Genomic DNA, 24,307 nt, shown 5'->3' with positions numbered 1-24,307 from the left:
AACCCCGTGAACCTGATCCCTGCAATTCCCCTCATCCCGGCCGCGGTGCTCTGGGACATGGACGGAACCCTCGTCGACACCGAACCCTATTGGATGGTCGCCGAAACCGAACTGGTCGAGTCGTTCGGCGGGGTGTGGACGCACGCGGACTGCATGCTCATGGTCGGGTCGGGCCTGTGGGCTTCGGCCGCCATCCTGCAGGACCGCGGAGTCGACATGGACGCCGACGCGATCGTGCACTGGCTGACCGACCGGGTTCAGGCCCAGCTCGCGGAGCACGGCGTGCCGTGGCGGCCCGGAGCGCGTGAACTGCTCGCGGAGCTGAAGGACGCCGGCATTCCGATGGCGCTCGTCACGATGTCGGTGGAGCGGATGGCCCGGCAAATCGCGGACCTCATCGACTTCGCCGCCTTCGAGACCATCGTCGCCGGAGACATGGTCACCCACAGCAAGCCCCACCCGGAGGCGTACCTCGCCGCGGCCGCGTTCCTCGGGGTGGAGCCGGCGCATTGCATCGCCGTCGAGGACTCCGCACCCGGCGTCGCCGCCGCCGTCGCGGCCGGAGCCGTCGTCATCGGCGTGCCGCATCTGATCGAGCTGCCGGAAAGCGTGCACTACACGCTCTGGCCCACCCTGTCCGGCCGCACCGTGGCCGGCCTCAGCGAACTCTTCGGCCAACGGCGCAGGGCCGCCCACCGAATCCACATACCGGTGCACACCGGGACCACCACCGACGAGGGCGCAGCCACAGCATGAACGATAGTCAGGTCATCCAGAACAGCGGACCATTCCGGGCCGGGGACCGGGTTCAGCTCACCGGGCCCAAGGGCAGGATGAACACGATCACCCTGGTTCCGGGCGAGGTCTTCCACACCCACCGCGGCATCCTGTCGCACGACGACATCATCGGCCTGCCGGACGGCTCGGTCGTGACCAACAACGTCGGCGTCGAGCACCTGGCCCTGCGGCCACTGCTGAGCGACTTCGTCATGTCCATGCCCCGCGGCGCCGCGATCATCTACCCCAAAGACGCCGCCCAGATTCTCGCGCAGGCGGACATTTTCCCGGGCGCCACCGTGGTGGAGGCCGGCGTCGGCTCCGGCGCACTGTCGCTCTGGCTCCTCCGGGCCATCGGCCCGGCCGGCCGGCTCGCCTCCTTCGAACGGCGCGAGGAGTTCGCGGACGTGGCCCGCGCCAACATCGCCACGTTCCTCGGCTCCGACCCCGCCAATTGGACGATCACCCTGGGCGACCTCGCCGAAGCCCTGCCCACGACGGTGGAACCCGGGTCCGTCGACCGGGTCGTGCTCGACATGCTCGCCCCATGGGAATGCCTGGACGCCGTCTCGGAGGCCCTCAAGCCCGGGGGAGTCCTCCTCTGCTACGTGGCAACCGTGACCCAGCTGTCCCGCGTCGCCGAAGCCATCCGCGGTTCGGGGCTGTACACGAACCCGGACTCCAACGAGACGATGATCCGGGGCTGGCATGTCGAGGGCCTGGCCGTGCGGCCCGACCACCGGATGATCGGCCACACCGGCTTCCTGATCACGGCCCGCCGCCTCGCCCCGGACACGATCCTGCCGGAGCTCAAACGCCGCCCGTCGAAGACCGATTTCGACGACGCGGATGTCGAGGCATGGACCCCGGGGGCCCTCGGGGAGCGCAGCGTGAGCCCGAAGGCCCTGCGCAAACGCGTGCGGGCCGCGGGCGCGGGTGCAGCACTTTCCAAGGCTCGGGACCTCGACGCCGGTTAGGATGGGCCTTTGCCCTCCCTGTTGACGGCAACCACCAGCCACCCATAGCAACCGCGCAGCGGCCCCGTGCCGCCGTGCCCCCCTGTACCGAGAAGAGGACTTGTGCGCAAAGCATTCGCATCGATTGCCACCGCCGGACTACTGATTGCGGCACTGACCGCGTGCGCCGGCCCCGGCGCGAACGAAGCCGGCTGTGACGCCCCGGTCAAGGAAGGAGCGGCCTCCAAGCTCGTCGAGGTCGACGGCAAGTTCGGCTCGAAGCCCAAGGTCGACTTCCCGACCCCGCTGAAAACGAAGACCACCGAGCGCACCGACATCATCACCGGTGAAGGCAAGGGCCTTGCCACCGGCCAGAAGGTCAAGATCGACCTCAGCGTCTACAACGGTCGAACGGGCAAGGTCATCGAGGAGAGCAAGTACGACGGCTCGACGCTGGCCGGCTTCGTGCTCAACGACAAGACGATCAAGGGTCTCTCGCAGGGCCTCAAGTGCGCCCAGGAGGGGTCGCGCATCGCTTTGACCGTCGCCCCCAAGGACGCCTTCGGCCCCCAGGGCGGCAACGAGCAGATCGGCGTCAAGAAGAACGACACCCTCGTGTTCGTCCTCGACGTCGTCAAGGCATACAAGACCCGCGCCGACGGCGCGCCCCAGCCGGCCAAGGCAGGAATGCCGGCCGTCGTTCTCGCCGACAACGGCGCGCCCGGCATCACCATTCCCGCTTCTAAGGCGCCGACCAAGCTCGAGATCAACGTCCTGAAGAAGGGCGACGGCAAGAAGGTCAAGGAAGGCGACCCGGTCACCGTGCACTACACCGGCGTTCTCTGGGACACCAAGAAGGTCTTCGACTCCAGTTGGAAGACCGGCGAACCGGCCGAGTTCGCCGCCGCCGACGGCTCCACCACCCAGGGCGGCGTCATCCCCGGGTTCGCCAAGGCACTCATCGGCCAGACGGTCGGTTCGCAGGTCATCGCGGTCATCCCGCCCGACCAGGGCTACGGCGACCAGGCGTCCGACACCATCCCGGCCGGCTCGACGCTCGTCTTCGTCGTCGACATCCTCGGCGTGAAGTAACACCCGTCCCACCCCGAAACCGCAGTTGCGGCGTTCCTGGACTCGTTTCAGGCACCGCAACTGCGGTTTTGCGTGGGTCCGGCGGGTGACGCCGTTAGAATCGCAGCGTGCCGACCACCGCAGATCAGACCCCCCGCATCACCGTTGAGGAACGACTGTTCAGTCTCGTCCTGGCGCTCATCGCGACCGAGATCGGCCTGACCAAGGCGGACATCCTGTCCACCGTGCAGGGTTACCGCCAGCGCTATCTGAGCGACGGTGACAACGCCAACCTCGAGCGACAGTTCGAGCGGGACAAGGACGACATCCGCGAGCTGGGAATCCCGCTCGAGACCGTCGAACCTCCGGACGACCCGGGCAACAACCACCTGCTGCGCTACCGCATCCCCAAGGGCCTCTACAACCTGCCCGCCGACGTGTCGTTCTCGCCGGACGAACTGATGCTGCTCAAGCTCGCCGCCACCGTCTGGCGCGAGGGATCCCTGTCCGCCGAGTCACGCCGGGCGCTGACCAAGCTCAACTCACTCGGCGTGGACTCCAGCGATCCCGTGCTCGGCTACGCGCCTCACCTGCGCGCCCGAGACGCGTCCTTCACCCCGTTGAGCAGGGCACTGGATCACGGCCAGGTCGTCGCGTTTCTCTACCTCAAGCCCGGGGAGAGCTCCCCGCGCCGCCGACGGGTCGCCCCGCGCGCGGTCGTGCTGCACGGCGGACGCTGGCACCTCTACGGCACCGACCAGGACGCGCAGGCCACCCGAACGTACCTGCTCTCCCGCATCGTGGGACCGGTCGTGACCGTCCCCGGGGAGACCTTCGTCCCCGACGGTGAGGGCAAGGGCCGGCAAGCGCTGGACGAACTGGACGCCCTGTGGGGGGCCAATGTCGCCGAGCTGGAGGTCGAACCCGGCAGCGACGCCGCCGTTCGCCTGAGTAAACGAGAAGCAGGCAAACGAGAAGCAGGCAAACAGGATGCAGGCAAACGGGATGCGGCCGGGACTGCCGCTGGGACGACGATGACACCGAACACGGTCACGCTGCGCACGGTCACTCCGCACACGGTGACATTGCATTACACCGACATCGACATCCTCGCCGACGAACTGGCCGGCTACGGCCCCGAGGTGCTCGTGCGGTCACCGCTCGCGCTCCGCCAGGCGGTCCGCACCCGCCTGGTCGGCGTGCGCGACGCCCACACCGGCAGCACGCAGGGGAGCGCGGCATGACCGCCCGCCCGCCCGCGCTCGGCGCCTCGGACAAGCTCACCTTCCTCCTCTCGCTCATCCCTTATCTGATGGACCACGACAGTGTCACCGTCGCCGAGGTCGCCGGGCACTTCGGCGTGCCGGCGGAGCGGGTGCGCGAGGCCGTCAGGCTCATTGCGGTGTCCGGCATCCCCGGCGAGACGCACCAGTACCTCGACGGTGACCTCTTCGACATCCACTGGGACGAGTTCGAGGAGCATGACCGGATCACGCTCACCCACCTCGTCGCCATCGACGATTCTCCCCGTTTCTCCGCGCGGGAGGCCGCGGCGCTCATCGCCGGGCTGCAATACCTCTCCTCGCTGCCCGAGAATGCAGACCGGGACGCCGTCGCCTCGCTCATGGCCAAGCTCTCGCGCGGAGCATCCGGCACGCCGACCCAGCTCGCCGTGTCCAGCCCCGATTCCGACGCCGCGATGTCGGTGATCCAGTCGGCCGGGCGCTCCAGCGTCCAGGTCGCATTCGACTATCTGAACGCACGCGGCGAGCACGAACACCGTTTCGTCGACCCGCTGCGCCTGGAATCCGTGGACAACGACTGGTACCTGCGCGGCTGGTGCCACCTGCGGCAGGCCCCGCGCACGTTCCGGCTCGACCGGATGAGCGAGCTCCGGACGACCACCGAACCTGTCGGCTCGCACGACGCGGGGCTCGTGCTCCCGGACACCCTGTTCCAGGCCTCCGACGACGACCTCTCGGTCGTCATTGAACTGCCCGCGTCGGCGCTGGTCCTCCTGGCCGACTATGCGCCCGCCCGTGCGACAACTCCCGCAGGCGGAGACCGTGTCCGGACGACCCTGCGCGTCGCCCACTACCACGGCCTCAAACGACTGGTCGCGGGCCTGGCCGGACTCGTCACCGTGGTCGAACCGGCCGAGGCGAGGCAGGCCGTCGCCGACTGGGCCGCGGCCGGGGCGGCCCGCTACGACGACCCCAGCGGCGAGGCCTAGCCATGCCCTGGTGGTCGTGGCTGCTCATCTGGACCGGGCTGGTCCTCGCCCTGCTCAGCCTGCTGGCCTGGTTCGGGCTCACGCTGTTCCGGAAGGCGATGCGAACCCTGCACGCCCTGGAGGACCTCGGCCGGGCGGCCGACCTCGATCCAAACGCCCTGGCGGCCGAAGCCGAACCGGAGCGGTTCACTCCGGCCGTCTTTCGCAGCCGCCAGGAGCTGTCGGACGCGGTCCTGCTCCGGCACGCGGCCGGGGCGCGCCGCCGGCAGCTGCGTCGGGATCGCTTGATCCAGCGGAGTAAACTAATGACACACGCCCACCTGAACCAGAGGACTGACCCTCATGCTTAACAACCTGACCGGATGGCATTTCCTGATCATCCTCGTCGTCGTTCTGCTTCTGTTCGGCGCGCCCAAGCTGCCGGGCCTGGCCCGCAGCCTCGGCCAGTCGATGAAGATTTTCAAGAGTGAGATCAAGAGCGACACCGTCGATGACGAGGCCGGCAAGTCCGGCGACGAGGCGTCGAAGGCCGCCGGATCGGCCGATCCCACGACGAAGTCGTAACCCTTGGCCGTGCGCACCACTCGGCGTGCGAGCAGCGAAGGGAAGATGTCGCTCGGGCAACATCTGCTGGAACTTCGCAAGCGCCTCTTCCTCGCGGCCGCCGGCGTCCTCATCGGGGCCGTTGTCGGCTGGCTGCTCTCCGATTACGTCTGGGATGCACTGCGCGAGCCGATCTACGCGATCATCAACGCACAGCATCGAAACGCCCAGATCAACTACCCCGACATCACGTCGGCCTTCGACCTGAAGCTCAAGATCGCGTTCTACGTCGGGCTCATCGTCTCCAGTCCGGTCTGGCTCTACCAGATCTTCGCCTTCCTCGTGCCGGGCCTGACCCGCAAGGAGAAGCAGTACACGTTCGGCTTCTTCTTCACCGCCGTCCCGCTGTTCCTGGCCGGCTGCGCCGCCGGCTGGTATGTGCTCCCGCATGTGGTCGCGCTGATGACGAGTTTCGCTCCGTCTGAGGACTCGGCGTTCATCAACGCCCAGAACTACTTTGACTTCGTGCTCAAACTCGTCGTCGCGATCGGCGTCGCGTTCGTGCTGCCGGTCTTCATCGTGCTGCTCAACTTCGCCGGTGTGATCAGCGCCCAGTCGATCATCAAGTCCTGGCGGGTGGCCATCCTGGTCATCGTGCTGTTCACCGCCATTGCGACCCCGGCGGCCGACGTCGTGTCGATGTTCCTCCTGGCGATCCCGATGGTCGTGCTGTATTTCGCCGCCTACGGCATCGCGTACCTGCACGATCGTCGCGTCGCGAAGCGTACGTTGGCTTTCGAGCGGGAAATGGGACTCTAGGCTCACTGCATGACTTCCATTTCCTCGCCGGCCGAGCAGTACGCGGCAGCCCGATCCCGGGCGAGCCGACCGCGGCTGCAGGCCTTCCGGTCGGGCCTGCGCTTCGAACTCGACCCGTTCCAACTCGCCGCCTGCGCGTCCCTCGAGGATGACAACAGTGTCCTCGTTGCCGCGCCGACCGGTGCCGGCAAGACGATCGTGGCCGAGTTCGCGGTGTTCCTGGCGATGCAGCAGCCCCGGGCGAAGGTCTTCTACACCGCCCCGATGAAGGCGCTCAGCAACCAGAAGTTCCAGGAGCTCGTCGCCGAGTACGGCCCCGAATCGGTGGGCCTTCTCACCGGCGACACGAATGTCAACGCCCAGGCCCGGATCGTCGTGATGACCACCGAAGTCCTCCGCAACATGCTCTACGCCGATTCCGACCTGCTCACCAACCTCGCCTTCGTCATCATGGACGAGGTGCACTACCTCGCCGACCGGTTCCGCGGCGCCGTCTGGGAGGAGGTCATCATCCACCTCCCGCAGAGTGTGCGGATGGTGGCGCTGAGCGCCACCGTCTCCAATGCCGAGGAGTTCGGCGACTGGCTTCAGGCCGTGCGCGGCGGAACGGATGTCATCGTCTCGGAGGAACGTCCGGTCCCGCTCGAGCAGCACGTGCTGGTCAAGAGCAAGATGCTCGACCTGTTCGACAGCGCGGGTTCCGGGGCAACCCACCGGGTCAACCCGGAGCTCGTGCGCCTCTCGCAGGCGAGCGGACGGTCCCTCAACCAGCGCTCGACCCCTGGTCGACGCGGCGGGGACCGCGGGAGCTACCTGCAGCGCGGGCAGGGTGACGCGGGGCGGATGGACCGTTCCGAGATCGTCAGGATGCTCGACGGCAAACATCTCCTGCCCGCCATCTTCTTCATCTTCAGCCGGGTCGGCTGCGACCAGGCGGTGCGCCAGGTCCTGCGGGCCGGCGTGCGGCTCACCGATGAGCACGAACGTGAGGAGATCCGCCAGATCGTCGACGAGCGCTGTCGCACCCTGCTCGACGAGGACCTCGGCGTGCTCGGCTATTTCGAGTGGCTGGACGGGCTCGAACGGGGCGTCGCGGCACACCACGCCGGCCTGCTGCCCGCCTTCAAGGAGGTGGTGGAGGAACTGTTCCAGAAGAAACTCGTCAAGGCGGTGTTCGCCACCGAGACCCTGGCCCTCGGGATCAACATGCCGGCCCGCACCGTCGTGCTCGACAAACTCGAGAAGTTCAACGGCGAGGCCCGGGTCCCGATCACTCCGGGGGAGTACACCCAGCTGACCGGGCGCGCCGGCCGCCGGGGCATCGACGTGGAAGGGCACTCGGTGATCCAGTGGGCGCAGGGGCTCGACCCCCAGGCGGTCGCCTCCCTCGCCTCCCGGCGCACCTACCCGCTGAACTCCAGCTTCAAGCCCACCTACAACATGGCCGTGAACCTGATCGACCAGTTCGGCCGGCAGCGCACGAGGGAGGTACTCGAGTCCTCCTTCGCCCAGTTCCAGGCCGACCGGGCGGTCGTCGACCTCGCCCGCAAGTTGCGGCAGCAGGAAGAGTCGCTTGCCGGCTACACCACATCGATGACCTGTCATCTCGGTGATTTCACCGACTACGCGGCGATCCGCCGGTCGCTGACCGCGCTGGAACGCGAGGGCCAGGCCGTCGAACACGCCTCCCGCGGGGAGCGGGAACGGCGCCAGCGCGAACTCCAGGCCCTGCGCAAACGCCTGAAGGCGCATTCCTGCCACAACTGCCCCGAGCGCGAACAGCACGCCCGGTGGGCCGAACGCTGGTGGAAACTCAAACGGGAGACGGATGCCCTCAGCCAGCAGATCTCGTCCCGGACGAACGCCATCGCCAAGATCTTCGACCGGGTCACCGATGTGCTGCTCGGCTACGGCTACCTGGTGAAGGACGAGGCCGGGGCCGTCACGCTGAGCGAGAGCGGGCGCATCCTCCGGCGCATCTACGCGGACCGTGACCTGCTCGTCGCCGAGGCTCTCCGGCAGGGGATCTGGTCCGAACTCGACCCGGCGGGCCTCGCCGCGATGGCCTGCGCGCTCGTCTTCGAGCCGCGTCGCGAAGAGGGCCTGATCAACGAGCGCTATCTCCCCAGGGGCGCCTTCATGCCGGCCCTGGACCGCACGCACGAACTCTGGAGCCGGCTCGACGACCTCGAACGGGACAACAAACTGCCCGGCAGCAATCCCCTCGCCCTGGGCCTCAGCCTGGCCATGTGGAAGTGGGCCCGCGGCGGTTCCCTGATCGACGTTCTCGGTGAGGCGGAAATGGCCGCCGGGGACTTCGTGCGCTGGACCAAACAGACCATCGACCTGCTCGACCAGCTCTCCGTCGTCGCCGACGATCCGGTCGGCCGGACGGCACGCCAGGCCATGGATGCCGTCCGCCGCGGAATCGTGGCCTACTCGTCCGTTGCTTAGGCTGTTGTGGTGATGGAGGGCACCGAACGTTCGCTGCGTCTGCCGCTCTGGGCGGCCCTCATTTTCGCCGCGGGAGCCGGCGCCGTCCTCGACGCCGCCTTCCCGGATCGGGGCTGGTGGTTCCTCGCACCCGTCGGCGTGGGCCTGATGCTCGTCGCCCTGATCGGGCGCGGACCGTGGACGGGTCTCCTCGTCGGGCTGGTGGGCGGGCTGTCCTTCTGGCTGATCCACATCTGGTGGCTCACGCTCTACCTCGGGCCGGTGCCGTGGCTCGCCCTCGCCGTGCTGCAGACGCTGTTCTTCGGGGCCGGCCTGGCGCTGACCGCCGTGGTCCTGCGGGTCGGGCCTCGGGTCTGGCCGACGCCGCTCGGTCGCCTGGGCATGGTCCCCGTGGTCGTCGCCGGGCTCTGGACACTTCGTGAGGCACTCTCGGCCGTCTGGCCGTACGGCGGCTTCGCCTGGGGGCGCGTCGCCCTGTCCCAGTCGGAGGGCCCGTTCAACTCGCTGGCGGCCTGGGTGGGCCTGTCCGGCCTGAGCTTCCTCCTGGTCTGGCTCGGCGCGCTGGGCGTTCAGCTGCTTCGCGAGCCGGCACTCGGCCGGGGGCTCCGCGGGGGGATCGCGGCCGCGTCGGTGGCCCTGCTGCTGGTGATTCCGGCCTGGCCGACGGTCCAGTCCGGTACGACTCGCCTGGCCGCGGTGCAGGGCGCGTCGGACGCCGGGCTGTTCGCGAGGTTCTCCCCGGGGCAGATTCTCGACGACCACGTCTCCGGGACCCTGCCGCTCATCGGGGAGGATGTCGACTTCGTGGTGTGGCCGGAGAACGCCAGCGACATCGACCCCACCCGATCGGATGACGCCGCCCGGGTCGCCGATACGATCAGCCGGGAGATGGACGCCCCGCTGATCACCGGAACGATCACGCGTCGTGACGGCAAGTATTACAACAGTTCGCTGCTCTGGAAGGCGGGCGAAGGCGCCGTCGCGGTCTACGACAAGGTTCATCCGGTCCCGTTCGCGGAATACATGCCGGATCGGGCATTCTGGCGCCCGTTTGCGCCGGAGCTGATCGACCTGGTCTCCCGCGACTACGCCATCGGGACGCAGAGCAACGTTTTCGACATCGGCGGCGTCCTCGCCGGCATCGCGATCTGCTTCGACATCGCCGATGACCAGCTGGTGCACGAGATGATCGATGGGAACGCGGAGATCATCCTGGCGCAGACGAACAACGCCGACTTCGGGCGCACGGATGAGAGTGTGCAGCAGTTGGCTATTGCCCGGCTTCGGGCGATCGAGGCCGGCCGGACCGTTGTGAATATCTCCACGGTGGGCTCCAGCGCCATCATCACCCCGGACGGCCGCACGATCGACAGCATTCCGACCTGGCAGCCGGGGTCGATGGTGCAGTCCGTGCCGCTGAGCGATACCGTGACGCCGGCCATGGCGTTCGGACGCGCGCTCGAATGGTTCGTTTCCGGTATCGGCCTGGCCGGCCTGGCGTTCTGCCTCGGGGGAGTGGTGACGAGCCGCCCCTCGCCCGCTCGGGAGCGGGTTCCTGGGGTCGACCGTCGGGTGGGCGCTGTCAGGTGAGCGCTGTCAGGCCTGTGCCGTCGGGCCTGCGTTGTCGGGCCTGTGCCGTCGGGCCTTAGGCGCCGACCTTGTGCGAGCCGCGTCGCTCACGAAGAACCGTGAGTCGTTCCTCGAGGAGTTCCTCGAGTTCGGGACGGGTGCGGCGTTCCAAAAGCATGTCCCAGTGGGTTCGGGCTACCTTCTCGTCGGAGTGGTCGACGACAACGGGCTTGGAATCCACCAGCCGGGTCGCCGTCTGGGAGCAGAACCGGCACTCCCACTCGTCGGGGGCCTCGGCATCGGCCGAGAAGACCATCACCGTCTCGCGCTCACACGTTGCACACAGGTAGGTGTGACTGACTCGTGGTGAAAACGTGACACCCTCTTCGCTCTGAAGACTCTGGGCGCCCAACCTCATACCACGCAAACTGCGATCCGCCATCGTGTTTCTCCTCTCGATGCACTCTCAGGTATAAACCATGAAGCTGGACGTTATCTTTCCGTTACGCGCGTTTTCAAGGAAATCTTTCAGATTCGCCCGGCGATGACGGCGACCGCCAGGTCGCATCGGTCGGTCACAATGCCGTCGACGCCCAGGTCGAGGAGCCGGCGCATCTCCGCGGGATCATTGACCGTCCAGACGTGCACCTCCACATCGACGGCGTGCATCACGCGGATGAATCGGGGAGTGACCACCCGCAGGCGGCCGTAACGCTCGGGCACCTGGACCGCGGCGAACCCCCGCAGGACCCGGCGGGCCGTCCCGGTCAGGCCGAGCCGCGCGGCCAGCAGCGCCCTGGCGAGCACGGGGGGAGACGCGGATGTCGCCACGCCGGGAAGCAGCCCGACGACGTCCCGGCGACGGGGCTCGGAAAACGAGGTGATCAGCACCCGCGCCGTGGCGCCGGCCTGCCGGACCGCCCGCGCGGTCGGCTCCACGGCCCCCGGCGTCTTCACGTCGATGTTGAACCGGGCCTCTGGAAACGCGTCGAGGGCCTCGGCGAGCGACACGAAGGACTGGCCCGCCCACAGTGTGATCCGCCGGAGTTCCGCCATCGTGAGCTGGTCCACGCGCGCGGAGCTCCCGGCGACGCGCGCCAGGTCAGGGTCGTGGCTGAGCACGGCGACCCCGTCGAGGGAGACGTGCACATCCGTTTCCAGGTGCGTCGCCCCGGCGGCCAGGGCCTTGACGAACGCCAGCAGGGTGTTCTCGGGCGCCTCGATGCTCAGCCCCCGGTGCGCAAAGACACGGGGCCCCGGCGGCGCGAGGAACTCCGACGGTCGCTCGGCCGGCATGGCTCTCGACTACTCCGGTGTGCGGGCGGGGCTTTCGGGCGATCCGGAAGCGTTTCCCTGGCCGAACGCCCGGCCGATCCCCTTCATGGCCTCGGTCAGTTCGCTCGGCACGATCCACAGCTTGTTCGCGCTGCCCTCGGCCAATTTGGGAAGCGTCTGGAGATACTGGTACGCGAGCAGCTTGGGATCCGGGTCGCCGTCGTGGATCGCCTTGAAGACGATCTGGATGGCCTCGGCCTCGCCCTGCGCCCGCAGCACCGCAGCCTGGGCCTGGCCTTCGGCCTGGAGGATCGCGGCCTGGCGCGCGCCCTCGGCGGTCAGGATCGCCGACTGCTTCGTGCCCTCGGCGGTGAGGATCAGAGCGCGACGGTCGCGCTCGGCGCGCATCTGCTTCTCCATCGAGTCCTGGATCGAGTGGGGCGGGTCGATCGCCTTCAACTCGACGCGGCCGACCCGGATGCCCCACTTGCCGGTCGCCTCGTCGAGCACGATGCGCAGCTGGCCGTTGATGTTGTCGCGACTGGTCAGCGCCTCTTCGAGGTTGAGGCCGCCGACCACGTTGCGGAGGGTGGTCGTGGTGAGCTGCTCGACCGCGCCGAGGTAGTTGGCGATCTCGTAGGTCGCGGCCCGGGCATCCGTCACCTGGAAGTAGACGACCGTGTCGATCGAGACGACGAGGTTGTCCTCGGTGATCACCGGCTGCGGGGGGAAGGAGACGACCTGTTCGCGCATGTCGAGCAGCGGCCGCACGCGGTCGATGAACGGCACGAGGATGTTCAGCCCGGGCAGGAGCGTCTTGTGGTATTTGCCGAGGCGTTCGACGACGCCGGCGTTGGCCTGCGGAATGATCTTGATGGCCCGGACGAGCACCACGATGACGAACACCCCGATGACCACCAGGAGGGCGATCACGAAGATCTGGCCGATGAATTCTCCAGGATTGAGCATTACGCGGTGTTCCTTTCCGAGGGGATGACGACGGCGGTGGAGCCTTCGATCGCGGCGACGTGGACCTCGTCGCCGGGTTCGAGTGGCCCGTGACCGGTGCCGGGGGAGAGTCGTGCGGTCCAGGTCTCGCCATTGGCCAGCTTCACCAGCCCGCCGGTGTCACCGCCGACGGTGGACATCACCCGGCCGCTCAGCCCGATCAGCGCGGCGACATTGCTCGGGGTGGGATCGGCGCCCTTGTGCATCACCCGCAGGAGGAGCGGGCGAATGGTCAGCAGCAGCAGGACCGAGAGCACCGCGGCGACCAGGATCTGCAGCCACCAGACCGCGCCGAGCAGGTTGGCGCCGAGGCCGGCGAGACTGCCGGCGGCGATCATCAAGAAGGTGAACTCGAGGCTCAGCAGTTCGATGATGACGCAGATCAGGATGAAAACCAGCCAGATGATCCACAGGTACTGGGTCAGATCAGGCATTTCGCCCCCTCGCGTGTCGGCACATCTCAGAAGCTATCATCCCGGCTCCGGGCGCCTGGCATGTTGCTAGGGTAGTTTTCCGTGAGCACCCTTCCGAACAACCCCCTCGCACCCGGTTCACTCACGGGTAAGCGCGTCCTCGTCACCGGTTCCTCCCGTGGAATCGGCGCTGACACCGTCGGATACTTCGCGGAGGCCGGCGCCGGCGTCGTGATCAATTTCCGCAACAAGGAGGCACGGGCGCAGAAGCTCGCCAACGCCATCCGCGAGGCCGGGGGCACGGCCATGACGGTCGGCGCCGACCTGACCGACCCGGATTCCGTCGCCGCGATGTTCGACTCGATCCGCGCCGAGTTCGGCGGGCTCGACATCCTGGTGATGAACGCCTCGGGAGGCATGGAAAGCGGGATGGCCGCCGACTACGCCATGCAGCTGAACCGGGACGCACAGGTCGACCTGCTGCGCCGGGCCATTCCGCTGCTCGGGCCGGGCTCCCGCGTCGTCTTCGTGACCAGCCACCAGGCCCACTTCATCGGCACGACGGCGACGATGCCCGAATACGAACCGGTGGCCCGCAGCAAGCGCGCGGGGGAGGACGCCCTCCGCGCGCTCATCCCCGAACTCGAAGCGGCCGGCATCGGCTTCGTCGTCGTCTCCGGCGACATGATCGAGGGAACCATCACGGCCACCCTCCTCGAACGCGCCAACCCGGGTGCCATCAGCGCCCGGAAGGACGCCGCCGGACGGTTGTACAACGTGAGCGAATTCGCCGCGGAAATCGCCCTGGCCGCGGTCGAGCCGGTGCCGGAAGGCAATACGCGCTACGTTGGCGACACCTCCGACTTCAACGGCGGCTAGAAGGAGCGGTGGATGAAGGCGCCTGACCTCCCCCTTCTCTCTGCGGTCTCACGCCCCAGCATCCACCCCGACGGCAGCCGGGCGGTCTTCTCGCTGGCGCACCCGGATTTCGCCGCCGACGACTACCTCGGCCAGCTGTGGACGGTCGCGCTGACGGGCAAGCCGTCCCCGCGGCGAGTGACCAGGGGCCACCGCGACACCGCCCCGCGCTTCTCGCCCGACGGACGCCTGCTCGCCTTCCTGCGCGCGGCGGCCGGCGGGCCGGCGCAACTGCATGTTGTCGACGCCGCCGGGGGAGAGCCCCTCCAGGTCACGAACGCGCCCCTCGGCGTCACCGACTACCGCTGGCGGCCGGATTCCCGCGTCCTCGGCTTCCTCGCCCGGGTGCCGGAGACCGGCCGCTACGGCACCGTGCCCGGGATCGATCCGGGGTCCGAACCCCCGCGACGGATCACGACGCTGCGCTACCAGTCCAACGGCGTCGGCTATACGGTCGACCAACGCGCACACGTGTTCCTGGTCGACGTTCCGGATGTCTGGGGCGAGCCGGCGGCGGCTCCGACGCCATCGCCGGGCGTCGAACCGGCCGACCTGGCCGAGTCCGGCCGCATCCCGCTCGGTGTGCCGTGCGCGCGCCAGGTCACGACCGGCGACTTCGACCATTCCGGGCTGGCCTTCGCTCCCGACGGCTCGAAACTCGTCACCATCTCCGCCCGCCATGCCGGGCGGGACCGCGACCTGGCCACCGAACTCGTCGAGCTCCTGCTCGACCCGGCCGGCGCCGATCCGCGCGTGCCCGAGCGGATCGCCCTCGGTGCGGAGGCGGGCCTGCACATCGGCCAGGTGGCCTGGGCGGCGGACGGCACGATCTTCGCGCTGGCCGAGGACGTGGGGGAGAGCGGCCGGGACTTCGTCGCCCGCACCACCGGGCTGTATCTCCTTCGCTCCGAGGGGGAGCCGGTTCGGCTCACCGATCCGGACGAGATCGACCTCGACAACATGGTGGAGTTGAGTGTCACGGCCGACGGGTCGGTCCTGGCGCACAGCAAGTCGCGCGGCCGCGTGCAACTGGTCCGGGTGTCCGGCGACGGGGTGATCACCCCGGTCACGTCCAGCGCCGTGGTCGTGACCGGGGTCGACACAGTGGGGGAGAGCATCGTCTTCGCCTTCCAGGACGCGCTGACGGCCGGCGACATCGCCCTGGCCGAGACGCCCAGGCTTCGCCGCCTCACCGATCTGTCCGCGCCGTTGCGCGAGACGGGAATTGCGTCAGCACGCGAACTCACCGTCACCGGCCGGGACGGCTACCCGGTGCACGGCTGGGTGCTCACACCTCCCGGTCCCGGCCCGCACCCGGTGCTGCTCACCATCCACGGCGGCCCGTTCGCGCAGTACACGGTTGCCCTCTTCGACGAGGCGCAGGTCTGCGCCGACGCCGGCTACGCGGTCGTGATGTGCAACCCGCGAGGCTCGTCGGGCTACGGCCACGCCCACGGTCGCGCCATCCGGCAGAGGATGGGCGTCCTCGACCAGGCCGACGTGCTGGACTTCCTGGACGGCGCCCTGGCCGAGGACTCCTCGCTGGACCCCACCCGGCTCGGCATCATGGGCGGCTCCTACGGCGGCTATCTGACCGCCTGGACGATCGCGCACGACCACCGGTTCACCGCGGCGATCGTCGAGCGCGGTTACCTCGACCCCGAGGCCTTCGTGGGAACATCCGACATCGGGGACTCGTTCACCGATGAGTACGTTGGCACCGACCCGGAGCTGGTGCGCGCGCAGAGCCCCCAGGCCTGCGTCGGCCAGGTCAGGACACCGACACTCGTCATGCACTCGGCGCTCGACCTGCGGTGCCCGCTGTCCCAGGCCGAACGATACTATTCCGCGCTGAAACGCGGCGGAGTGACCACCGAACTCGTCATCTTCCCCGGCGAGAATCACGAACTCAGCCGCGCGGGCAGCCCCCGCCACCGCCTGCGCCGCTTCGACATCATCCTGGACTGGTGGGCCCGGCACCTGCCGACGTCGGAGAACCCGCCAGGCGTCCCGTCAGGAGACTGACGCCGGCCTCAGGCGCTGGCACGCTTGCCGAAGGTGAACGCCTGGACCAACTGGATCATGCCGGAGCCGACGAGGAAGATCCCGCCCACCCAGACCAGGACGGCGAGCGAGTCGGCCGGCAGCAGGAGCACGACCGTCCCCGCGACGATGCCGAAGATGCCGAAGAGCCAGCCGAACCACCTGCTCGAGTCGTGCGCCGTCTCGACGAGCCCGACCACGCCCTCGATGATCCAGGAGATTCCGATGACCATCGCGAGCAGGACGAACGAGTTCAGGGGGTTCCGGATCGTGACAATGCCGGCGACGACGAGGAGCATGCCGAGCAGGATGCTGAGGACGCGCCCGCCGACACCGGCGCCGCCCGTGAAGATTCCCCGGACGACATGCACGACCCCGGCGGCCAGGAAATACAGGCCGAAGAGCGTCGCCAGCACGGACAGCGTCGCCTCGGGCCAGAACAGCACCAGGCCACCGAACGCAACCGCGAGGATGCCGCTGACGGCGAAGGCAAACCGAATTCCGCTGATTTCGGACTTGCTGAGAGCTTCCGGATCGACGGTGAGGTCGAACACTAAGACGCTGTTGGACATGGAGACAGCCCTCGCCTTCTGGGGTCGGATGGATCGTCCGCCGGCGCAATGCCGCAGGACATGCCGACAAACTACTGCGCGGCGTGCCGGCCGTCCATGCCCCGAAGTATGCTCGATGCGGGCCCGGCCCGGCCCACGGGGGAGACAGGATGAGCATGGACACGAGGACGGACAACACGAAGTCGCCCGCGCCGCACATTGCCGACAGCCACGATCTGATCCGCGTGCAGGGCGCGCGCGTGAACAACCTCAAGGACATCAGCATCGACATCCCGAAGCGGCGGCTGACGGTGTTCACCGGCGTCTCCGGCTCTGGCAAGAGTTCCCTGGTGTTCGGCACGATCGCCGCTGAGTCGCAGCGGATGATCAACGAGACCTACAGCGCCTTCGTGCAGGGCTTCATGCCGACGCTGGCTCGGCCCGACGTGGACGTGCTGGACGGACTGACCACGGCGATCATCGTGGACCAGGAGCGAATGGGCGCCAACCCCCGCTCCACCGTCGGAACCGTCACCGACGCCAACGCGATGCTGCGGATCGTCTTCAGCCGGCTCGGACAGCCGCACCTCGGCTCGCCCCAGGCGTTCTCCTTCAACGTCGCCTCGGCCCACGGTGCCGGGGCGGTCACGCTCGAGCGCGGGGGACAGCCGGTCAAGGAGCGTCGCAGCTTCTCCATCACAGGCGGCATGTGCCCGCGCTGCGAGGGGATGGGCTCCGTCACCGACATCGACCTGGGGGCGCTGTACGACGACAGCAAGTCCCTCAACCAGGGTGCGCTCACCATCCCCGGGTACAGCATGGACGGCTGGTTCGGCCGCATCTTCACCGGTTCGGGCTTCTTCGACCCGGACAAGCCGATCCGCGAGTTCACCAGGACCGAGCTGCACGACCTGGTCTACAAGGAGCCGACCAAGATCAAGGTCGACGGCATCAACCTGACCTACGAGGGCCTGGTCCCGAAGATCCAGAAGTCGATGCTCTCCAAGGACAAGGAGGCGATGCAGCCGCACATCCGGGCGTTCGTAGACCGGGCCGTCACCTTCACCAGCTGTCCTGAGTGCGGCGGGACCCGGCTCAACGAGGGCGCCCGGTCCTCGAAGATCCGCGGCCTCAGCATCGCCGATGCCTGCGCCATGCAGATCAGCGACCTGGCCGCGTGGGTGCGCGGCCTGGACGAGCCGTCGGTCGCGCCGCTGCTCGGGGCGCTCCGGCGGACCCTCGACTCCTTCGCCGAGATCGGGCTGGGCTACCTCAGCCTCGACCGGTCGTCGGGCACGCTGTCCGGCGGCGAGTCGCAGCGCGTCAAGATGATCCGTCACCTCGGGTCCTCGCTCACCGACGTCACCTATGTCTTCGACGAGCCGACCATCGGGCTGCACCCGCACGACATCCAGCGGATGAACGAGCTGCTGCTGCAGCTGCGCGACAAGGGCAACACCGTGCTCGTCGTGGAGCACAAGCCGGAGGCGATCGCAATCGCCGACCACGTCGTCGACCTTGGCCCGGGCGCCGGTACGGCGGGCGGCACCGTCTGCTTCGAGGGCACAGTGGAGGGTCTGCGAGCCAGCGGCACCCTCACCGGCCGCCATCTCGAAGACCGGGCCGCCCTCAAGGACACGGTGCGCACGCCCACCGGCACGCTGGAGATCCGCGGCGCGACGGCGCACAACCTCAAGGACGTCGACGTCGACATCCCGCTCGGGGTGCTGGTCGTCGTGACCGGTGTCGCCGGCTCAGGCAAGAGCTCGCTCGTGCACGGGTCGATCCCCGCCGGCGCCGGTGTGGTCTCGATCGACCAGGGCGCGATCCGCGGCTCCAGGCGGAGCAACCCGGCGACGTACACCGGGCTGCTGGACCCCATTCGCAAGGCGTTCGGCACGGCCAACGGAGTGAAGCCGGCGTTGTTCAGCTCCAACTCCGAGGGCGCCTGCCCCACCTGCAACGGCGCCGGCGTCATCTACACCGACCTGGGGATGATGGCCGGAGTCGCCACCACCTGCGAGGAGTGCGAGGGCAAACGGTTCCAGGCGGCGGTGCTGGACTACCACCTCGGCGGCCGCGACATCAGCGAGGTGCTCGCGATGTCGGTCACAGAGGCCGAGCAGTTCTTCGGCGCGGGGGAGGCGCGCACGCCGGCCGCGCACGCCATCCTCGGCCGTCTCGCCGACGTCGGCCTCGGCTACCTCAGCCTCGGCCAGCCGCTCCCGACGCTCTCCGGCGGCGAGCGGCAGCGGCTCAAGCTGGCCACGCACCTGGCGGAGAAGGGCGGCACCTACGTGCTCGACGAGCCGACCACCGGCCTCCACCTCGCCGACGTCGAGTTGCTGCTCGGCCTGCTGGACCGGCTCGTCGACTCGGGCAAGTCGGTCATCGTCATCGCGCATCACCAGGCGGTCATGGCACACGCCGACTGGATCATCGACCTCGGCCCCGGCGCGGGCCACGACGGTGGCCTGATCGTCTTCCAGGGCACCCCCGGCGACCTCGTCGCCGACCGGTCCACGCTCACGGGCGTGCACCTGGCGGCCTACGTCGGCAGCTGACCGGTTGGTCAGGAGCGGTCCGCCGTCACGGCGATGCCACGCACGGCGGCGCCGCGACTCCGGCGGGCGGGGACTTCTGCGCGTTATGTCAAGAGATCGGAACGTCAAGAGATCGGGGCGGGCGGCCGTTTCCCGCGAGTAAGCGTCCGGATCTGGGGGATGACACCCGGACCAGCCGATTCTCGAACCGACGAGGAAGATCCCGCCAACCGGCGACCGCCGCGACGCGACGGGAGACGAGGCGGGAGCGCCGACGGAATCGCCTGCCGGCGTCGGTGGCGCCATCCACCGGCTGCGCGCCATCCACCGGGCCCCACGACTCCGGATTCCGCCCGACAGAATGTGTCCGATAATGCACATTATGTCAAGTCGGAATGCACCTATTGCAGGATTTGCAGAATAGGACTCCCCTGATCGCTGTTTCGCCTGGAACCATGGACAGCACGAACTTCCACGGATTTACTGGGATATAGCGGGTGTTGCTGGTACTGCTGGCCCGCGATGGCTCAATGTCAGGAATTTCGCGGCGCCGAAGTTCGTCGGATCCCTGTTTTCCGGTGATTCGAGTGGCATCCACTGCATTTCACGAGCATTTCTGCTTAAACCCAGATGAGAGGTCATTTCTCGTCCCCACCGACAGTCACCGTAATGCGCGGACTTTGTGTCCGATGGCAAACCAGGCAATCGACCCGAGCACGGGAGCGACCACGATGATGAGTACCCAAATCGCCCTGCCAGCGGGCTCCATCGGTGCGCGGGCTACCTGCACAAGGGCGACGATGATGAGGGCGAGAATCACCCCGCAGGCAATCAGGCCCGCAGCGATGAAGCCAGTCGATGCGATGTCCATAGCTCAGTCCCCCTCCGAATACAGCCAATCTACAACCACATAGTCCCAGCGCGCAGAGCACGGCCCACACTGAAAGCGAGTTGTCTATTTACCTTGCCTGACCTCGCGACGACCTGGACCGCTTGCCGGTGAACAGTGCTTCCTCGCCGGCGGTAAGCTTCTCGACCTCGAACCGGACACCCTTTGGGGTGAAGACGACATCGGCCCCGCGTACATCGACCTCAAGACATCACAACTGCGATCGTCTCCCAAGCCGAACGCCCAGGAGAAATAGGACCCTCCGCTAAGTCCAGTTCCCGCTTAGTCAGATCAAGCCGCTCGCGGCCCAGTCCGCGTCCAGGAATTCATGGGGCGTGTCCTGGACATCCTGATCCCGTAGTTCCTCCGCTCCTCCCCCGCGTGTCCTCCCGAACCCGGCGAGAGGTCCCTACTCCGTGGCGGGCCGTCCGCGCCCGCGCACCATGCCGAACTCGTTCACCGGTTCGAAGGCGTCGCGGTCCCAAGCCCCGGGATGCGGGACCGGGCAGACGAGGATGGTGTTCGCGACCGAATGGTCGATCGTGTGCTCGCGCATGGAATGGCCGCAGATCGGGCACTCCTGAAGGTTCACGGCGTGCTCGGCCTCATAGCTGCCGACGGGCGGCGAGTCGAAGATGGGGCGCAGCTTGTCTTCCACCCACTCGAAGAGGTGTGTGCGCGAACCGCTCCCCTGTGCTTTCTCCTGTGCTTTCTTGTGCTGGACCATGGCTCCACACTACGCCGATTGGACTCCTGGGCCCAGTTATGCTATGAGATTCCGTGATGGGATACGGTCAGGCCTCGCCGAAGCCCGATTCGATGAGCCGCACGAGGGCCGTCACCGCAGCCTCGGCCTCGGCCTCGGCTCCAGAGGACGATATCTCCACCGATGCCCCCCGGTTCAAGCCCAGCGACATGATGCCGAGCAGGCTCTTGGCGTCCTTGCCGTTGACCGTCACCTCGGAATCGAAGGTGCTGGCCAGCTTCACGAATTCCGCGGCCGGCCTCGCGTGCAAGCCGTCCTTGTTCAGCAGGGTGACCGTGCGCGTTATCGCCTGGCCGGCTGCGGCCGGGGCCGCTCCCGGCGCCTCCGCGAAGGAGCGCGCGGAGTGGGCTGCCCCGACCACCGCCGTGAGGTCTCCCCCGGTTTCGGCGGTCACGGCGGCGGCGACGCCCCCCTCCACCAGCGGGGCGTCGACGATGCGCACGCGCGCCCGCACCTCGTCGTCGAGAAAATCGAGCGCGGTCTCGGCTGTCAGGATGGCCGAGCCCAGGTCGCAGAGGACCGCGACGCCCGCTCCGGAATCCGCGGCGGTGATCGCCTCGAAGACCTTGGTGAAGCTGGTGCCGATGCCGCCCTCATCGGTCCCGCCGGCCGGGACGAGTGCCGTGGAGGCCGCCATCTGCCTGGCCAGGTCGACGAGTCCTTCGGCGATCTTGCCGCTGTGCGACACGAAGACGAGTCCCACCTTGCCGGGCGTGCCCGCCACGCTAGCCCCGCGCCGCGGCGTCGGCTGCCGCGCGCAGGAGCAGCGCGGAGGACTGGGCGCCGGGGTCGCGGTGCCCGGCGGACCGCTCGCCGAGGTAGCTGGCCCGCCCCTTCCGGGCGACGAGCGGTTCCGTGGCGACGGCGCCGCCCTCGGCGGCAGCGGCCGCCGCGTGCAGGATCGCCGTCTCGTCGGCGCCGTCGGCGGCAGCGGCGGCCGCGGCGTCCACCGCGGGCGTCCAGGCGTCGACCATGGTCTTGTCGCCCGATTCCGCCTTGCCGCGCAGGACGATTCCGTCCCGTGCGGCCGTCAGCAGCGCGACGAGCGCCGCCCCGTCCAGTGTCGACGCCCCGGCAACGGCCAGGGCGCCCTTGAGGAAGGCCGTGCCGTACAGGGGGCCGGCTGCCCCGCCGACGGTGGAGATCAGCGTGGTGGCGACGAGTTTGAACACGTCGCCCGGATTGGCCTCTGGCGGCAGGTCGTCAAGTCTGATCAGCACCGCCTGGAACCCGCGGTCCATGTTCTCGCCGTGATCGCCGTCGCCGATGTCGCGGTCGAGAATGATCAGCTCCAGCCGGTGCTCCGCTAAGACGTCCGCGCCGTGCCTGATCCAGGCCTCGGCCCACCCCACGCCCAGACCCACGCGATCGCTACCTTCCCCAGCGCAGCGCTGCGGTGTGCACGGGCGCGTCCCAGAGGGCGGTCAGGTCGTCGTCGAGCTTGAGCACAGTGATGGACGTCCCCTGCATCTCCAGTGATGTCGTGTAGTTGCCCACGAGCGTGCGCGTGATCATGATCCCCTTTTCGGCGAGGACTTCGGCGGCTCGTCGAAAGACAATATACAGCTCGACCTGGGGGGTTCCGCCCATCCCGTTCACCATGAGGAGCACGTGGTCGCCGCTGACGAAGGGAATGTCGTCGAGGATCGGTCCGAGAAGGCGGTCCACGATGGCGTCGGCCGGTTCGAGTTTGATCCGTTCCCGGCCAGGTTCGCCGTGGATGCCGATGCCGATCTCGATCTCGTCATCGGCGAGGGTGAAGCTCGGCTCCCCCGCGTGCGGGACGACGCAGGGGGTGAGGGCGACGCCCATCGTGCGGACCTGGGAGATCACCTTCTCGGCGACGGCGACGACCGTGTCGAGGTTGTCGCCGCGCTCCGCGGCGGCCCCGGCGATCTTCTCCACCAGGACCGTGCCGGCCACGCCGCGTCTCCCCGCGGTGTAGAGCGAGTCCTTCACGGCGACGTCGTCGTTGACGATGACGGACCGCACCTCGATGCCCTCGGCCGCGGCGAGGTCGGCCGCTGTCTCGAAATTGAGCACATCCCCGGTGTAGTTCTTGACGATGTGCAGCACACCCGCTCCCCCGTCGACCGCCTTCGTCGCGTCCAGGATGGGGTCAGGCGTCGGCGAGGTGAAGACCGCGCCGGGGACGGCAGCGCTGAGCATCCCCGGGCCGACAAAGCCCCCGTGCAGGGGTTCATGGCCGCTGCCTCCGCCGCTGACGATGCCGACCTTGCCGGCGACGGGAGCATCCTTGCGGACAATGAAGTTGGGATCGTGCGACACCCGGACCAGGTCGGGGTGGGCGGCACCGAATCCGGCGACGGCTTCATGGACGACATTCTTCGGATCATTGATGAGCTTCTTCATGACCATCCTTCTGATCTGTGGGGGTACTGACCTGTGGGGGTACTGACCTGTGGGGGTACTGACCTGTGGGGGTACTGACCTGTGGGGGTACTGACCTGTGGGGGTACTGGGCGTGACCTGTGGGGGTGCCGGGCGAGGGGATTTGCGATGGATCGCTTCCGTTCGATGGGGCACAGTCCAACCTACGCGTTGCCCGCACGCCCCGAAAGGGCCCGGAAAGGCGAATCCAAGCGGCCATTACGCGTCGGCGCGGTGCGCGCTACTCTGGGCCGCAACCTGTCACCACGAAGGGCAAGTTCCCCCATCTTCAGACTGAGTGAGGAAGGTCAACGTGGACAACATTGGAGTTGTTTTCCTATCGGAGGTAGTGGGGACGGCGATGCTCGTCCTCCTCGGTTGCGGCGTGGTCGCCAACGTCGCCCTCGCCAAGAACAAGGGTTTCGGCGGCGGTTTCCTGATGGTGACGGTCGGCTGGGGTCTCGCGGTCTTCTGCGGTGTGATCGTCGCCTACAACTCGGGCGCGCACCTGAACCCGGCGGTGACGCTGGGCCTGGTGGCCTCCGGCGCGACGGAGTTCGGCTCCGGCGTCCCGGTGAACTTCCTCTCGGTGCTCGTCTACATCGCCGGCGAGATGCTCGGCGCGATCCTCGGCGCCGTGGTCGTCTGGCTGGCCTACAAGCGGCACTTCGACGAGGAGCCGAGCCCGGGCAGCAAGCTCGCCGTGTTCTCGACCGGCCCGGCGATCCGTTCCTACGCCTGGAACCTGGTCACGGAGATCATCGGCACCTTCGTGCTCGTCTTCGTGGTCATCGCCTTCGGGCGCCAGGGCGAGGCGGGCGGCCTCGCGGCCCTCGGCGCGCTGCCGGTGGCCCTGCTGGTGGTCGTGATCGGCACCTCGCTCGGTGGCCCGACCGGGTACGCGATCAACCCGGCCCGTGACCTCGGCCCGCGGATCGCGCATTTCCTGCTGCCGATCAAGGGCAAGGGGTCCTCGGACTGGGCCTACTCCTGGGTGCCGGTCGCCGGGCCGGTCATCGGCGGGGTCCTGGCCGGCTGGGCCTCGATCGTGCTCCTGCCGATCCTCACGTAGTTCCCGTGTGGGCCGG

General features: G+C 68.2%; 24 protein-coding genes. 14 read left to right on the top strand and 10 right to left on the bottom strand.

The window, feature by feature from the left end; genetic code table 11:
• The first annotated feature begins 6 nt into the window (after nt 1-6).
• The 10 genes from E3O23_RS11635 to lnt all read left to right on the top strand — a co-directional run bounded on the left by E3O23_RS11635 (nt 7) and on the right by lnt (nt 10,443).
• Nucleotides 7-756, top strand: a complete 750-nt coding sequence (locus E3O23_RS11635) for an HAD family hydrolase (RefSeq protein ID WP_255453304.1) — start codon at nt 7-9, stop codon at nt 754-756.
• Nucleotides 753-1,754: a tRNA (adenine-N1)-methyltransferase gene (locus E3O23_RS11630; protein WP_134491195.1), complete on the top strand. Its 1,002-nt coding sequence runs from the start codon at nt 753-755 to the stop codon at nt 1,752-1,754. The genes E3O23_RS11635 and E3O23_RS11630 overlap by 4 nt, the downstream gene beginning before the upstream one ends.
• Nucleotides 1,755-1,856: 102 nt before the next feature.
• Complete coding sequence (locus tag E3O23_RS11625) at nt 1,857-2,825, top strand: FKBP-type peptidyl-prolyl cis-trans isomerase (RefSeq protein WP_166790495.1); 969 nt, start codon at nt 1,857-1,859, stop codon at nt 2,823-2,825.
• A gap of 107 nt (nt 2,826-2,932) precedes the next feature.
• Nucleotides 2,933-4,048: a helix-turn-helix transcriptional regulator gene (locus E3O23_RS11620; protein WP_134491191.1), complete on the top strand. Its 1,116-nt coding sequence runs from the start codon at nt 2,933-2,935 to the stop codon at nt 4,046-4,048.
• Nucleotides 4,045-5,037 (top strand): helix-turn-helix transcriptional regulator, encoded by a 993-nt coding sequence (locus tag E3O23_RS11615; RefSeq protein WP_134491189.1) that lies wholly within the window; start codon nt 4,045-4,047, stop codon nt 5,035-5,037. The genes E3O23_RS11620 and E3O23_RS11615 overlap by 4 nt, the downstream gene beginning before the upstream one ends.
• 2 nt (nt 5,038-5,039) lie before the next feature.
• Nucleotides 5,040-5,387 (top strand): hypothetical protein, encoded by a 348-nt coding sequence (locus tag E3O23_RS11610; protein WP_134491187.1) that lies wholly within the window; start codon nt 5,040-5,042, stop codon nt 5,385-5,387.
• On the top strand, nt 5,380-5,601 hold the full coding sequence (tatA, locus tag E3O23_RS11605) for a Sec-independent protein translocase subunit TatA (protein ID WP_134491185.1): 222 nt from the start codon (nt 5,380-5,382) through the stop codon (nt 5,599-5,601). Before E3O23_RS11610 ends, tatA begins: the two co-directional genes overlap by 8 nt.
• A 45-nt stretch (nt 5,602-5,646) precedes the next feature.
• Nucleotides 5,647-6,399 (top strand): twin-arginine translocase subunit TatC, encoded by a 753-nt coding sequence (tatC, locus tag E3O23_RS11600; protein WP_134491331.1) that lies wholly within the window; start codon nt 5,647-5,649, stop codon nt 6,397-6,399.
• 9 nt (nt 6,400-6,408) lie between these two features.
• Nucleotides 6,409-8,853 carry a DEAD/DEAH box helicase gene (locus tag E3O23_RS11595; RefSeq protein WP_134491183.1) on the top strand — a complete coding sequence of 815 codons (2,445 nt, stop codon included), beginning with the start codon at nt 6,409-6,411 and terminating at the stop codon, nt 8,851-8,853.
• 12 nt (nt 8,854-8,865) lie between these two features.
• Nucleotides 8,866-10,443, top strand: coding sequence for an apolipoprotein N-acyltransferase (lnt, locus tag E3O23_RS11590; protein ID WP_134491329.1), 1,578 nt, complete (start codon nt 8,866-8,868; stop codon nt 10,441-10,443).
• 55 nt (nt 10,444-10,498) lie between these two features.
• On the opposite strand, the gene E3O23_RS11585 is transcribed toward lnt, so the two are convergent.
• The 4 genes from E3O23_RS11585 to E3O23_RS11570 all read right to left on the bottom strand — a co-directional run bounded on the left by E3O23_RS11585 (nt 10,499) and on the right by E3O23_RS11570 (nt 13,139).
• Nucleotides 10,499-10,864, bottom strand: coding sequence for an RNA polymerase-binding protein RbpA (locus tag E3O23_RS11585; protein WP_134491181.1), 366 nt, complete (start codon nt 10,862-10,864; stop codon nt 10,499-10,501).
• Nucleotides 10,865-10,950: 86 nt separating this feature from the next.
• Entirely contained in the window at nt 10,951-11,718 is a 768-nt protein-coding gene (locus tag E3O23_RS11580; protein WP_134491178.1) for a glycerophosphodiester phosphodiesterase family protein, read from the bottom strand.
• A gap of 9 nt (nt 11,719-11,727) precedes the next feature.
• The gene (locus tag E3O23_RS11575) at nt 11,728-12,666 is read right to left on the bottom strand and encodes an SPFH domain-containing protein (protein ID WP_134491176.1); all 939 of its coding nucleotides are present in this window, start codon (nt 12,664-12,666) and stop codon (nt 11,728-11,730) included.
• Nucleotides 12,666-13,139: an NfeD family protein gene (locus E3O23_RS11570; protein ID WP_134491174.1), complete on the bottom strand. Its 474-nt coding sequence runs from the start codon at nt 13,137-13,139 to the stop codon at nt 12,666-12,668. Before E3O23_RS11570 ends, E3O23_RS11575 begins: the two co-directional genes overlap by 1 nt.
• 81 nt (nt 13,140-13,220) lie before the next feature.
• Between E3O23_RS11570 and E3O23_RS11565 the strand changes: the two genes are divergently transcribed.
• A complete protein-coding gene (locus E3O23_RS11565; RefSeq protein ID WP_134491172.1) occupies nt 13,221-13,997 on the top strand; it encodes an SDR family oxidoreductase in 777 nt (258 codons plus the stop codon).
• A gap of 12 nt (nt 13,998-14,009) precedes the next feature.
• On the top strand, nt 14,010-16,061 hold the full coding sequence (locus E3O23_RS11560; protein ID WP_134491170.1) for a S9 family peptidase: 2,052 nt from the start codon (nt 14,010-14,012) through the stop codon (nt 16,059-16,061).
• An 8-nt stretch (nt 16,062-16,069) separates the two neighbouring features.
• Here E3O23_RS11560 and E3O23_RS11555 read toward each other — a convergent pair whose 3' ends face one another.
• Nucleotides 16,070-16,651, bottom strand: coding sequence for an HdeD family acid-resistance protein (locus E3O23_RS11555; RefSeq protein ID WP_134491168.1), 582 nt, complete (start codon nt 16,649-16,651; stop codon nt 16,070-16,072).
• Nucleotides 16,652-16,800: 149 nt separating this feature from the next.
• On the opposite strand from E3O23_RS11555, the gene E3O23_RS11550 reads away from it, so the two are divergent.
• Complete coding sequence (locus E3O23_RS11550) at nt 16,801-19,194, top strand: ATP-binding cassette domain-containing protein (RefSeq protein ID WP_134491166.1); 2,394 nt, start codon at nt 16,801-16,803, stop codon at nt 19,192-19,194.
• 640 nt (nt 19,195-19,834) lie between these two features.
• Here the strand turns inward: E3O23_RS11550 and E3O23_RS11545 are convergent.
• The 5 genes from E3O23_RS11545 to dhaK all read right to left on the bottom strand — a co-directional run bounded on the left by E3O23_RS11545 (nt 19,835) and on the right by dhaK (nt 23,201).
• Nucleotides 19,835-20,044, bottom strand: coding sequence for a PLD nuclease N-terminal domain-containing protein (locus E3O23_RS11545; RefSeq protein ID WP_134491164.1), 210 nt, complete (start codon nt 20,042-20,044; stop codon nt 19,835-19,837).
• Nucleotides 20,045-20,471: 427 nt separating this feature from the next.
• Nucleotides 20,472-20,789 (bottom strand): hypothetical protein, encoded by a 318-nt coding sequence (locus E3O23_RS11540; RefSeq protein WP_134491162.1) that lies wholly within the window; start codon nt 20,787-20,789, stop codon nt 20,472-20,474.
• A gap of 67 nt (nt 20,790-20,856) precedes the next feature.
• Entirely contained in the window at nt 20,857-21,552 is a 696-nt protein-coding gene (gene dhaM / locus E3O23_RS11535) for a dihydroxyacetone kinase phosphoryl donor subunit DhaM (RefSeq protein ID WP_241983453.1), read from the bottom strand.
• Nucleotide 21,553: 1 nt separating this feature from the next.
• On the bottom strand, nt 21,554-22,192 hold the full coding sequence (dhaL, locus tag E3O23_RS11530) for a dihydroxyacetone kinase subunit DhaL (RefSeq protein ID WP_134491160.1): 639 nt from the start codon (nt 22,190-22,192) through the stop codon (nt 21,554-21,556).
• Nucleotides 22,193-22,199: 7 nt separating this feature from the next.
• Nucleotides 22,200-23,201 carry a dihydroxyacetone kinase subunit DhaK gene (dhaK, locus tag E3O23_RS11525; protein ID WP_134491158.1) on the bottom strand — a complete coding sequence of 334 codons (1,002 nt, stop codon included), beginning with the start codon at nt 23,199-23,201 and terminating at the stop codon, nt 22,200-22,202.
• Between the two features lie 379 nt (nt 23,202-23,580).
• Here dhaK and E3O23_RS11520 point away from each other — a divergent pair, with 379 nt between their 5' ends.
• Entirely contained in the window at nt 23,581-24,291 is a 711-nt protein-coding gene (locus tag E3O23_RS11520) for an MIP/aquaporin family protein (RefSeq protein ID WP_241983452.1), read from the top strand.
• The last annotated feature ends 16 nt before the right edge of the window (nt 24,292-24,307 follow it).

The sequence above is a fragment of the Cryobacterium tagatosivorans genome (genome assembly GCF_004402215.1).
Classification (GTDB): Bacteria; Actinomycetota; Actinomycetes; order Actinomycetales; family Microbacteriaceae; genus Cryobacterium; species Cryobacterium tagatosivorans.
The sequence above is the reverse complement of the archived record's forward strand: the minus strand, read 5'-3'. Positions and strand labels throughout refer to the sequence as shown.